9 protein-coding genes are annotated in these 12,305 nt (G+C 45.0%); 8 read left to right on the top strand and 1 reads right to left on the bottom strand.

The window, feature by feature from the left end:
- Positions 1-28 precede the first annotated feature (28 nt).
- From surE to rpoS, 4 genes are all read left to right on the top strand, one after another.
- Positions 29-772, top strand: coding sequence for a 5'/3'-nucleotidase SurE (surE, locus tag OCU50_RS11905; protein WP_060468608.1), 744 nt, complete (start codon positions 29-31; stop codon positions 770-772).
- Positions 773-1,399, top strand: coding sequence for a protein-L-isoaspartate(D-aspartate) O-methyltransferase (locus tag OCU50_RS11900; RefSeq protein WP_017056581.1), 627 nt, complete (start codon positions 773-775; stop codon positions 1,397-1,399).
- A 35-nt stretch (positions 1,400-1,434) separates the two neighbouring features.
- On the top strand, positions 1,435-2,349 hold the full coding sequence (gene nlpD, locus OCU50_RS11895; RefSeq protein WP_060468607.1) for a murein hydrolase activator NlpD: 915 nt from the start codon (positions 1,435-1,437) through the stop codon (positions 2,347-2,349).
- Between the two features lie 98 nt (positions 2,350-2,447).
- Positions 2,448-3,428, top strand: coding sequence for an RNA polymerase sigma factor RpoS (gene rpoS / locus OCU50_RS11890; RefSeq protein ID WP_060468606.1), 981 nt, complete (start codon positions 2,448-2,450; stop codon positions 3,426-3,428).
- Positions 3,429-3,563: 135 nt separating this feature from the next.
- Here the strand turns inward: rpoS and mutS are convergent, their stop codons facing one another.
- Positions 3,564-6,125, bottom strand: coding sequence for a DNA mismatch repair protein MutS (gene mutS / locus OCU50_RS11885; RefSeq protein WP_060468605.1), 2,562 nt, complete (start codon positions 6,123-6,125; stop codon positions 3,564-3,566).
- A gap of 124 nt (positions 6,126-6,249) precedes the next feature.
- Here mutS and pncC point away from each other — a divergent pair, with 124 nt between their 5' ends.
- The 4 genes from pncC to OCU50_RS11865 all read left to right on the top strand — a co-directional run bounded on the left by pncC (position 6,250) and on the right by OCU50_RS11865 (position 12,218).
- On the top strand, positions 6,250-6,744 hold the full coding sequence (gene pncC / locus OCU50_RS11880; RefSeq protein ID WP_060468640.1) for a nicotinamide-nucleotide amidase: 495 nt from the start codon (positions 6,250-6,252) through the stop codon (positions 6,742-6,744).
- A gap of 139 nt (positions 6,745-6,883) precedes the next feature.
- Positions 6,884-7,924 (top strand): recombinase RecA, encoded by a 1,041-nt coding sequence (gene recA, locus OCU50_RS11875; protein ID WP_060468604.1) that lies wholly within the window; start codon positions 6,884-6,886, stop codon positions 7,922-7,924.
- 314 nt (positions 7,925-8,238) lie between these two features.
- Positions 8,239-10,821 (top strand): alanine--tRNA ligase, encoded by a 2,583-nt coding sequence (gene alaS, locus OCU50_RS11870; RefSeq protein ID WP_060468603.1) that lies wholly within the window; start codon positions 8,239-8,241, stop codon positions 10,819-10,821.
- A 215-nt stretch (positions 10,822-11,036) separates the two neighbouring features.
- Positions 11,037-12,218, top strand: a complete 1,182-nt coding sequence (locus tag OCU50_RS11865; protein ID WP_082710351.1) for an aspartate kinase — start codon at positions 11,037-11,039, stop codon at positions 12,216-12,218.
- Positions 12,219-12,305 lie beyond the last annotated feature (87 nt).

Below are 12,305 nucleotides of genomic sequence, written 5' to 3'. Positions count from 1 at the left end.
GGCATTGGAACAAAAGAAAGGATACAAGATGAAGATTTTACTCAGCAACGATGATGGTGTGCATGCTCAAGGTATTCATGAGCTAGCAAGTGAATTACGTGATCTTGCTGAAGTTATCATTGTTGCACCTGATCGTAATCGCTCAGGTGCTTCAAATTCATTAACTTTAGAACAACCTTTGCGTGTTCAAGAAATTGCTGAAAATACCTATTCGGTACAAGGCACACCGACCGACTGTGTGCATTTTGCGTTAAATGAACTGCTCAAGAACGATATGCCCGATCTGGTTTTAACGGGCATTAATCATGGTGCTAACCTTGGTGACGATGTACTTTATTCAGGCACAGTGGCTGCTGCAATGGAAGGGCACTTCTTGGGCGTTCAATCGGTGGCGTTTTCCCTGGTGGGTAAAAAACATTTTAAGACAGCGGCAGTGATTGCTCGTGGTATCGTCGAACAACATTTAGTCAACCCAATCCCAACTAACCGCCTATTAAACGTCAATGTGCCTGACCTGTCTTTAGAACAGTTGTCTGGAACTCAAGTAACACGCCTTGGCGCTCGTCACCATGCTGAAGATATGATTAAGCAAAAAGACCCCCGCGGTCATGATATTTATTGGCTTGGTCCTCCGGGCAAAGAGCAAGATGCCGGCGAAGGTACCGATTTTTACGCTATCGAACATGGCTTTGTATCGGTAACACCGTTACAAGTTGATCTGACGGCACACGAGTCGTTAGGTGCGATGACAACATGGTTAGGAGAGAAGTAAGTGAGCAACCCACAAGCCGAGCGCTTAGTTACTTTTTTGATTGAAAATGGTATTCAGGATCATAAGGTTCTCGATGCTATTTACCAACTGCCGAGAGAGAGCTTTTTATCACAGGCAATGTACCATCAAGCTTATGATAACAATGCGCTGCCTATCGGACAGGGACAAACAATCTCTCAGCCATACATCGTTGCTAAAATGACAGAGTTACTTGAGTTACAACAAGACAGTCGCGTTTTGGAGATCGGAACCGGTTCTGGTTACCAAACCGCAGTATTAGCTCAGCTTGTTGACCATGTTTATTCGGTTGAAAGAATAAAGTCGCTACAGTGGAATGCTAAGCGTAGGTTGAAGCAACTCGATTTCTACAATATCTCAACCAAACACGGTGATGGCTGGCATGGGTGGTCTTCAAAAGCCCCTTTTGATGCGATTATTGTCACCGCTGCTGCTGAGTCGATTCCTCAAGTGCTTTTGCAACAACTTAAAGATGGTGGTCGTTTACTGATTCCTGTCGGTGATGATGAACAGCAATTGTTGAAGATTGTTCGCCATGGTGACGAGTTTTTATCGAGTGTTATCGAGGTCGTGAGATTTGTACCTCTCGTTCCTGGTGAGTTAGCTTAATCAAAATACTACTGGTGTAGGTGGATAGAGAGTCGATGGGTTCGAAGTTGTTAAAAGGAAGTACTTTACTGCTTGGCTGTGCACTTGTTGGGTGTGCAGCGAATTCGCCTGCGCCCGTTTCAAGCCTTAACAAGAATTACTCATCGATCGATCGTGGTAGTTATCGCGGCAGTTATTATGAAGTAAAAAAAGGCGATACGCTTTATTTCATCGCTTATGTGACCAACAAAGACGTGAATGACCTCGTTAGCTACAACAAATTGTCTGCCCCATATACGATCCATCCAGGACAGAAGCTTAAGTTATGGCGCCCGAGCTACAGCGCGCCAGCGTATGGTAAATCAACGGTAGCGGCTGCAGCAGTTGCTGCGCCTGTCGCGGCATCAACCACGTCATCTGCGGCAAGTACCCCTAAAACCATACCTAAGCAGAGTAAAAACTCTAAATCTTCCCCTGCTCAAACTACCATCAAAGTGGTTAAAAAAGATTCACCAAAGAAGGTTGAACAATCCAAATCAAAAGAGTATGTTGGTTCTAAAGGTAAACAAAATGTTACACCGACCACCAAACCAACAAGTGATAAAGTATCCAAATGGTTATGGCCAACAAAAGGGAGAGTGATTAAGAACTTCTCTGTAGGCGAACAAGGAAATAAAGGCATAGACATAGCAGGACAGCGAGGTCAGCCAATAGTATCTACTGCAGGGGGAACGGTTGTTTATTCGGGTAATGCATTGCGAGGCTACGGCAATCTAGTGATTGTGAAGCACAATGATAATTACTTAAGTGCATACGCGCATAATGACCGGTTATTAGTATCTGAAGGGCAAAGTGTGAAACCAGGGCAGAAGATTGCAACAATGGGAAGCTCTGGAGCCAGCAGTGTCAGGCTGCACTTTGAGATTCGTTACCAAGGCAAATCAGTTAATCCAAAACGATACTTGCCTTAAATACAAGGTCTCTTAATAGGACATTGTATGAAGTGACATAGTCATTTAGCGACATATGAAGTTGTAATGTCATGCTAATTTCGCCAGGGGGAGGCGTTATGAGTATAAGCAATGCAGTAACCAAAGAAGAGTTCGATCTTGTCCAAGCAACCACGGAACCGGAAGCACTTGGAAAAGCAAAGCGAACAGTCACTAAGAAAACCGAAGCGAAAGAAGAAGTTGAAGTTACGTCTAAAAGCTTAGATGCCACTCAACTTTATCTAGGCGAGATCGGTTTCTCACCACTATTAACCGCAGAAGAAGAAGTGCTTTATGCACGTCGAGCTCTACGCGGTGATGAAGCAGCACGTAAACGCATGATAGAAAGTAACCTGCCTTTAGTGGTAAAGATTTCCCGTCGTTATAGCAATCGCGGTTTAGCACTTCTCGATCTAATTGAAGAAGGCAACTTAGGTTTGATTCGCGCCGTAGAGAAGTTTGACCCAGAACGTGGTTTCCGTTTTTCGACCTACGCGACATGGTGGATTCGTCAAACCATTGAACGTGCGTTGATGAATCAGACTCGGACTATCCGTTTACCAATCCATGTTGTGAAAGAGCTGAACATCTACCTACGTACTGCAAGAGAGCTATCACAAAAGCTTGACCATGAACCAACGGCAGAAGAGATCGCTTCTAAGCTAGATAAACCCGTTGGTGATGTGAGCAAGATGCTTCGTCTAAACGAAAGAGTGAGTTCTGTAGATACGCCAATTGGTGGTGACGGTGAGAAAGCACTGTTGGATATTATTCCAGACATCAACAATTCAGATCCTGAGGTTTCAACTCAAGATAGCGATATCAAGAATTCGTTGATCTTCTGGCTTGATGAGCTGAATCCGAAGCAGAAAGAGGTGCTTGCACGTCGATTTGGATTGCTTGGTTATGAACCGTCAACACTAGAAGAAGTTGGTCGTGAAATTAGCCTGACTCGTGAGCGTGTTCGTCAAATTCAAGTTGAAGGTCTGCGTCGTTTACGTGAGATTCTGATCAAACAAGGTCTGAACATGGAAAACCTGTTCAACGTTGAAAATGACTAAATGATATTCAATAATATCGAAATAAAAAAACGCTGACTTAATGTCAGCGTTTTTTAGTTTTAGCTTCTGATTGAGCTTTTTAATTTAGCTAGAAACCACAGCGCTTGGTTATTCTAAACTAGAGTGCTTCTTAAGCTAGAGTAGCTTTTTCAAGCGGTAGAGTTCTTCTAATGCCTGTCGAGGTGTTAGATCATCAGGATCGACACTCGCTAGTGCTTGTTCCACTTCACTCGGTTCAGGGATTAGACTCAGTTGGTTTGCGATATCAACGTCGCTTGGTCTCGACATCGGAGCCCCGATACTGAGTGCTTCTAGTTGCGTTAGTTTAGCGCGAGCATTTTTGATCACCACTTTAGGAACCCCGGCTAAGCTGGCAACCGCTAAGCCATAAGATTTACTCGCTGCACCTTCTTGTACTGCATGCATAAAGGCAATGTTGTCGCCATGTTCAACTGCATCTAAGTGTACGTTTGCCAATGTTGGAAGCTGGTTCGGTAACTCGGTTAGCTCAAAATAATGCGTGGCAAACAACGTCATCGAATTAATTTGATTTGCTAGCCATTCTGCACTTGCCCAAGCTAGCGACAAACCATCATAAGTACTAGTACCACGGCCGATCTCATCCATTAATACAAGGCTATTTGGTGTCGCGTTATGCAGAATGTTAGCGGTTTCTGTCATCTCAACCATGAAGGTTGAACGGCCAGAAGCCAAATCATCCGATGCGCCAATACGAGTAAATATACGGTCGATAGAGCCAATCGTCGCGCTTTCAGCTGGCACATAACAACCGATATGGGCCATCAATGCGATAAGTGCAGTTTGGCGCATGTAGGTCGACTTACCACCCATGTTTGGACCTGTGATGATCAGCATTTTACGCTTATCGTTTAGGTCGATAGGGTTGGCGATGAAAGGTTCATCCATCACTTGTTCTACTACTGGGTGACGACCCGCTTGTATCTGTATACCGGCCACTTCTGTCATGGTTGGACGACAGTAATCAAGTGTATCTGCTCGCTCAGCTAAGTTTTGTAGTACATCAAGTTGAGATACTGAAGAAGCGATGTTTTGTAGTCGTTCTAGGTATGGCAGTAGTAAATCAAACAACTCTTCCCACAACTGCTTCTCGATAGCCAGTGCCTTCGATTTAGAGTTAAGCACTTTGTCTTCGTGCTCTTTCAGCTCAGGAATGATATAGCGCTCAGCGTTCTTCAGCGTTTGGCGACGAACATAATGTGGCGGTACAAGGTGGCTTTGTCCGCGGCTTACTTGAATGAAGAAACCGTGTACGTTGTTGTAACCAACTTTTAGCGTGTCGATGCCGTGACGTTCACGCTCTTCTTGCTCAAGCTTATCCAGAAACTCAGTTGCACCTGCAGCAAGATCACGCCATTCATCTAGCTCGGCGTGGTAGCCTTCTGCAATCACACCGCCGTCACGGATAACCACGGGTGGGTTCTCTTTGATTGCACGTTCAAGCAGTTCTGAAACCTCATCTACAGGAGAGGCATACTGAGCAAGTTGAGTTAGGTACGGGTGCTTAAGCTGTGTCAGTGTTTCAGCTAGCTCTGGTAAGTATTCCATTGCTTGGCGAAGGCGCGCCATATCACGTGGGCGAGCAGAACGAAGTGCAAGACGAGCAAGAATACGCTCGATATCACCAATCTGCTTTAAGGTTGGCTGTAGCTCTGTAAAGAGAGCCAAGTCTTTCATTTCACCAATCGCATCTAAGCGTTGATCAAGTGCCGAGATATTGCGCATTGGTTGATGTAACCAACGCTTAAGCATGCGACTGCCCATAGCGGTTGCGGTGTGATCAAGCACTTCAGCAAGAGTGTTATCTGTGCCACCGCCAAGATTTTGCGTGATCTCTAGGTTGCGGCGAGTCGCAGCATCGAGGATCACCGAATGATCTTGCTTATCCATGGTCAGTGAACGGATGTGCGGCAGGGCGGTACGTTGCGTGTCTTTTACATATTGAATAAGACAGCCAGCCGCACAAAGACCCAGCTTGGCACCTTCAACGCCAAAACCCACAAGGTCGCGAGTACCAAATTGTTGGTTCAGCTGCTGCTTGGCGGTATCTAATTCAAATTCCCAGACTGGGCGACGGCGATTGCCGTTACGGCTTGCCATTAAATCGACAGGTTCGAAATCTTCAGGGAACAGCAGCTCACGCGGAGAGGTTCTTTGTAACTCTGCTGCCATCGCTTCTTCTGTTTCTGGCTCGCAAAGTTGGAATCGGCCAGAGGTAATATCAAGCGTCGCGTAACCAAATTTACCGTTGTGGTGATAAATGGCTGCAATCAGGTTATCGATGCGTTCAGAGAGCAAGGCTTCATCGGTTACGGTACCTGGTGTCACGATACGTACTACCGCACGCTCTACAGGACCTTTTGAAAGTGCTGGATTACCAATCTGTTCACAAATTGCTACGGACTCACCGAGTTGCACTAACTTTGCAAGGTATCCTTCAACGGCATGGTATGGAACACCCGCCATTGGAATCGGCTCACCATTTGATGAACCACGCTTAGTCAGTGAAATATCGAGGAGTTGAGAGGCTTTTTTAGCGTCATCGTAGAAAAGCTCGTAGAAATCGCCCATGCGGTAGAACAACAGAATTTCTGGATTTTCTGCTTTGAGTTTTAGGTACTGCTGCATCATGGGAGTGTGTTTTTGATCGGCTTTCACAGTTAACTTCTTTCGTTTATTTCTATTGCGGCTTAGGATACGTGAAAGCGTTTCGTGCGAAAAGCGGCTGATGCGAAAAGATGCAAATCCAAATGATATGACGGTAATTAAAGGGAAGCTAATAATGCAGATGACTCAAGCTCTTAGTGAAAAACTCGGACCATTACTGGCAAAGCATAAACAAGTGCTAGTGACCGCTGAATCTTGTACCGGCGGTGGTGTAGCGACTGCTGTCACCGATGTGGCGGGCAGCTCAGCATGGTTTGACCGCGCCTTTGTGACTTACAGTAATGAAGCTAAGCAAGAGATGATTGGTGTTCAGCTTGAAACCTTGGTTGAGTTTGGTGCGGTGAGTGAACCCGTGGTGATAGAAATGGCCAAGGGGGCGCTACAACATTCAAATGGCACTATTTCTGTGTCGATCAGCGGTATTGCTGGCCCTGGCGGCGGCACGGAAGAAAAGCCCGTTGGTACCGTCTGTTTTGCTTGGAAATCGCTAAATGGCTGGGATAAAGTAGAAACGAATGTATTTACAGGTGATAGATCACAAGTACGCCAACAAGCCACGCACCATGCCCTGCAAGTTATTTATGATTACCTATCAATGGAAGGTAAGTAACATTTGTACAAATTATTTTCATACAGGTATAGACACTGTATGAATCAACAGTATAATGAGAGCCAATTAGTCACCCCTATGTGGGTTAGAAATAGATTCTAGATCGCTTGTTGAGACAACCGATTATGTGGAGATAGAAATGGACGAGAATAAACAAAAAGCGTTAGCCGCAGCCCTTGGTCAGATTGAAAAACAATTTGGTAAAGGTTCTATCATGCGTCTTGGTGATAACCGCACAATGGACGTAGAAACTATTTCTACAGGTTCTCTATCTCTAGATATCGCACTTGGTGCTGGTGGCCTACCGATGGGACGTATCGTAGAGGTTTACGGTCCAGAATCATCAGGTAAAACAACGCTAACGCTTGAGCTTATTGCTGCAGCACAAAAAGTTGGCAAGACGTGTGCTTTCGTTGATGCGGAACACGCACTAGACCCTATCTACGCTCAAAAGCTTGGTGTTGATATCGATGCACTTCTTGTTTCTCAACCTGATACGGGTGAGCAAGCATTAGAAATCTGTGATGCATTGGCTCGTTCAGGTGCAATCGATGTGCTTGTTATTGACTCAGTAGCAGCACTAACACCAAAAGCAGAAATTGAAGGCGAAATGGGCGATAGCCACATGGGTCTTCAGGCTCGTATGCTTTCTCAAGCAATGCGTAAGTTAACAGGCAACCTTAAGCAGTCTAACTGTATGGCTATCTTCATCAACCAAATCCGTATGAAGATTGGTGTGATGTTCGGTAACCCAGAAACAACAACAGGTGGTAATGCTCTTAAGTTCTACGCATCTGTTCGTCTTGATATCCGCCGTACTGGTGCGATCAAAGATGGTGATGAGGTTGTTGGTAACGAAACGCGTATCAAGGTTGTTAAGAACAAAATCGCTGCACCATTCAAACAAGCTGAAACTCAAATCCTATACGGCAAAGGCTTCAACCGTGAAGGTGAGCTTATCGATTTAGGTGTTAAGAACAAGCTAGTAGAAAAAGCGGGCGCTTGGTATAGCTACAAGGGTGACAAGATCGGCCAAGGTAAAGCTAACGCTGGTAAGTACCTACGTGAAAACCCAGAGATTGCTCTGGAGATCGATACTAAACTTCGTGAGTTGCTACTAACGCCTGCTGTTCTTGAAGAGAAAGGCGTAGAGAAAGAAGAAGAAAACGAAGAGCTATAAGCTAACGTTTTATCGAGCGTATGTTTGAAGGAATATTCGCTTTGAAAGAATTTGAAGCCTCACATATTTTATGTGGGGCTTTTTTATTGAAGCTCTTCCGTCCTGGTCTGTGTTTATTTAGCTTGCCTTAGTGGTTAGGTCGAAAGTGTAGTTTTGTTTTTTCTCTGCTCAGCTAGTGGAATATTCTCCATTTTGCCTAATTCTCAATAAAATCCTGCCCAAGGGTGTCTTTTCTACAAGAAAACTAGTCGAAGCCTTAACCATGATCTACAATACGGCAAAATTCTAACTCGACTATTTTCAGGAAGAGCTGCATGTACATGAGCACTGATGAGGTTCGCAACGCGTTCCTTAAGTTCTTTGAGAGCAAAGAACACCAAATCGTAGACAGTTCATCGTTAGTTCCACATAACGATCCAACCCTGCTATTTACTAACGCAGGTATGAACCAATTCAAAGATTGCTTCCTAGGCGCCGAAAAACGTGCCTACACACGAGCAACTACGGCTCAGCGTTGTGTACGTGCGGGTGGTAAACACAATGACCTTGAAAACGTAGGTTTCACGGCTCGTCACCACACATTCTTTGAAATGCTAGGCAACTTCAGCTTTGGTGATTACTTCAAAGAAGAAGCGATTGCGTTTGCTTGGGAATTCCTGACTGAAACTCTTCAACTGCCACAAGAGCGTCTATTGGTAACGGTATACGAGACAGATGACGAAGCATTCGATATCTGGAACAAGAAAGTAGGTGTACCTGTTGACCGTATCGTTCGCATCGGCGACAAAGAAGGCGGTAAACAGTTCGAGTCTGATAACTTCTGGACAATGGGTGACACGGGTCCTTGTGGTCCATGTACTGAAATCTTCTACGATCACGGTGAGCACATCTGGGGCGGTCGTCCTGGTACACCTGAAGAAGATGGTGACCGTTTTATCGAGATCTGGAACAACGTATTCATGCAGTTCAACCGTCACGCTGACGGTACAATGGAACCGCTACCTAAGCCTGCTGTAGATACAGGCATGGGTATTGAGCGTATCTCTGCAATCATGCAGGGCGTTCACTCTAACTACGAAATTGATGTATTCCAAAAGCTAATCAAAGCGACAGCTGAAGTTGTTGGTCATGATGATCTATCTAACCAATCGCTGCGCGTGATTGCTGACCACATTCGTTCTTGTTCATTCCTAATCGCTGATGGCGTTATGCCTTCAAACGAAGGTCGTGGCTACGTTCTACGTCGTATTATTCGTCGTGCAGTTCGTCACGGTAACAAGCTTGGCGCACAAGGTGTGTTCTTCCACAAACTTGTGGGTGTACTGGCTGAAGTGATGGGTTCTGCCGCTGATGAGCTTAAGAAGCAGCAAGAGCTTGTTGAAAAAGTACTTCGCATCGAAGAAGAAAACTTCGGTCGTACTCTAGAGCGTGGCATGGTTATCCTTAATGACGCACTAGATGCACTTGAAGGCAAAGAGCTTGACGGCGAAACCGTTTTCAAACTTTACGATACATACGGCTTCCCAGCTGACCTTACTAACGATGTAGCTCGTGAACGCGACTTTACTATCGATGAAGAAGGCTTTGAGAAGGCGATGGAAGCACAGCGTCAGCGTGCACGTGAAGCTGGCCAATTCGGCACTGATTACAACGCGACGATCAAAGTAGACACCAACACTGAGTTCTGTGGTTACACAGGTACTGAAGGTTCAGGTGAGATCTCTGCGCTATTCGTTGACGGCGAAGAAGTATCTTCACTATCAGCTGGCGACAAAGCAATCATCATCCTTGAAGAGACGCCATTCTACGCTGAATCTGGCGGCCAATGTGGTGATGCGGGTACGCTAAAAACGGCATCGGGTCTATTCAAAGTACAAGACACTCAGAAGCTCGGTAACGCATTTGCACACCACGGTGAGCTAGTTGAAGGTGTACTTGCTAAAGGCGATAAAGTAGAAGCAACGGTTGATGCCGAGCGTCGTGCAGCTATCGCACTCAACCACTCTGCAACTCACTTGCTTCACTCTGCCCTGCGTGAAATTTTAGGTGAACACGTTGCTCAGAAAGGTTCTTTAGTTAAGCCAGACAACCTGCGTTTTGACTTCTCTAATCTTGAAGCGGTAACGCCAGCACAGATTAAAGAAGTTGAGCGCTTGGTTAACGCACAAGTTCGTAAGAACCACGTGATTGAAACCAACATCATGGATATCGAGTCTGCGAAAGAAAAAGGTGCAATGGCACTGTTTGGCGAGAAGTACGATGATGAAGTTCGCGTTCTGTCTATGGGCGATTTTTCTACAGAACTTTGTGGTGGTATTCACGCGAGCAACACAGGCGATATAGGTCTGTTTAAGATTACTTCTGAAGGTGGAATCGCTGCTGGTATTCGTCGTATCGAAGCGGTAACGGGTGAGGTTGCTTTAGATGCAGTAGAGGCTCAGAACAACGCTTACGAAGAGAAGCTTGTTGAGGCAGCAAAGAAAGCGAAATCTCTAGAGAAAGAAATTCAACTGCTTAAAGAAAAGATGGCTGCAGCTGAAGGCGCAAACATCATGGGCAAAGTGGAAGAGATCTCAGGTACTAAAGTACTGGTTGCTGCCATTGAAGGTGCAGACAACAAGAACTTACGTACTATGGTTGATAACGCGAAAAACCAAGTGGGTAGCGGCATCATACTGATTGCTAACGTAGCAGAAGGTAAAGTTGGCCTGATTGCGGGCGTAACCAAAGACCTAATCGGCAAAGTAAAAGCGGGTGACCTCGTTAAGATGGTTGCTGAGCAAGTTGGTGGTAAAGGCGGTGGTCGTCCAGATATGGCTCAAGCGGGCGGTACTGATGTTGAAGCACTACCTGAAGCGCTTAAATCTGTACGCACTTGGCTAGAAGAACGTCTTTAAGCTTAAGTAATTGATACAAAGATGCCCAATCAGATGATTGGGCATCTTTTATTTTGCCTATTGGAAGTGTGTAAAAGGCCGGATTGAGATTAACCAAGAAGTCTAATAGTAAGTTAGACTCCTTGGTTCATTTTTTATTGCTTCGCTATGACGCAAAGCATGTGTTTTTTTGTCATATATAGATATCGGTCTTGGGAAGGTGAGGACGGGTGAAAATGCCTCTTATCGTACAGAAATTTGGTGGAACGTCGGTGGGTTCGATAGAGCGCATCCATCATGTAGCAGATAAAATCATTGAAGCGAAAAATGAAGGTAACCAGATCGTTGTTGTCGTTTCTGCTATGTCAGGTGAAACAAATCGATTGGTTAACCTAGCCACACAAATTGATAGCGTCCCCAACGCTAGAGAACTGGATGTGCTGTTAACGGCTGGAGAACAAGTTTCCATGGCCTTATTGGCAATGACGTTGCACAAGTTAGGTTATGAAGCGACATCGATGACTGGCTATCAAGCAAAGATACACACCGATTCCAATCATAATAATGCGACGATTGAGCATATTGATACAGCTCCTATTCAAGCGCTGCTCGATGATAACCAGATTGTGATAGTGGCAGGCTTTCAAGGCGTCAATACCAAAGGTGATATCACGACATTAGGCCGTGGCGGTTCAGATACTACGGCGGTAGCGCTAGCGGGCGCACTGCAGGCGAAAGAGTGCCAGATTTATACCGATGTTGATGGTGTTTACTCTTGTGACCCTAGAGTCGTAAAGCAATCTCAAAAGTTAGATACATTAGATTTTCCTTCTATGGAAGAGATGGCTCGTCGAGGTGCTAAGGTATTGCACCTGCCGTGTGTTCAGTATGCCTGGCAACACAATGTGCCATTGCGAGTGCTTTCAAGTTTTGAAAAAGGCGAGGGTACATTGATCACGGGCAACCAGTGTTTGAATGATATTACTGGAATAGCGATTGAAAGAGATATGGAGCGGATTGAGTGTTTGAATGAAGATTTACCGTCTTTCATTTCTCATTGTCAATTGTTAGGGATCGAAGTCTGTAGTGTGATCGAGGAAACAGAACGAGCAGCACTCATTATTAAACAAGACATAAGTGCTAAATTAAAACTAGTTTTTGCTGCACAAATCCGTAATAGTGAACAAGTTAGTTTGTTAACTGTGGTAGGAAGCCGAACACGAGAAATTGTGGTCAGTTCACATGGATTGTTGTCTGAAGGCGAAATTGATGTACAGCATCACTTATTGCAGCAGCAGTCTTTAACTTTGGTGATATCACCAACGCAAGTCGATATGGCTGCTAACATATTACACAATGCATACATCGTTACGCGTGAAACACAGGGTTATCTTAAAAAAGAAGTGCATTTTGGTTAAATAAAATCAATCGATAGCTTACGAAAATATAACTTTTGTTGGATAATACTCACGTAGCTAGATAAATTTAGAGATTACTCAAGGAGC

Source organism: Vibrio toranzoniae (assembly GCF_024347655.1).
Lineage (GTDB): Bacteria > Pseudomonadota > Gammaproteobacteria > Enterobacterales > Vibrionaceae > Vibrio > Vibrio toranzoniae.
Note: the sequence above shows the minus strand (reverse complement) of the source record. Positions and strands in the feature narration are given on the sequence as shown.

What these genes read in the sequence shown, in the direction of transcription:
- surE (WP_060468608.1), top strand. Translation starts at nt 29, where the DNA reads ATGAAGATTTTACTCAGCAACGATGATGGTGTGCATGCTCAAGGTATT.
- nlpD (WP_060468607.1), top strand. Translation starts at nt 1,435, where the DNA reads ATGGGTTCGAAGTTGTTAAAAGGAAGTACTTTACTGCTTGGCTGTGCA.
- rpoS (WP_060468606.1), top strand. Translation starts at nt 2,448, where the DNA reads ATGAGTATAAGCAATGCAGTAACCAAAGAAGAGTTCGATCTTGTCCAA.
- pncC (WP_060468640.1), top strand. Translation starts at nt 6,250, where the DNA reads ATGCAGATGACTCAAGCTCTTAGTGAAAAACTCGGACCATTACTGGCA.
- recA (WP_060468604.1), top strand. Translation starts at nt 6,884, where the DNA reads ATGGACGAGAATAAACAAAAAGCGTTAGCCGCAGCCCTTGGTCAGATT.
- alaS (WP_060468603.1), top strand. Translation starts at nt 8,239, where the DNA reads ATGTACATGAGCACTGATGAGGTTCGCAACGCGTTCCTTAAGTTCTTT.
- OCU50_RS11865 (WP_082710351.1), top strand. Translation starts at nt 11,037, where the DNA reads ATGCCTCTTATCGTACAGAAATTTGGTGGAACGTCGGTGGGTTCGATA.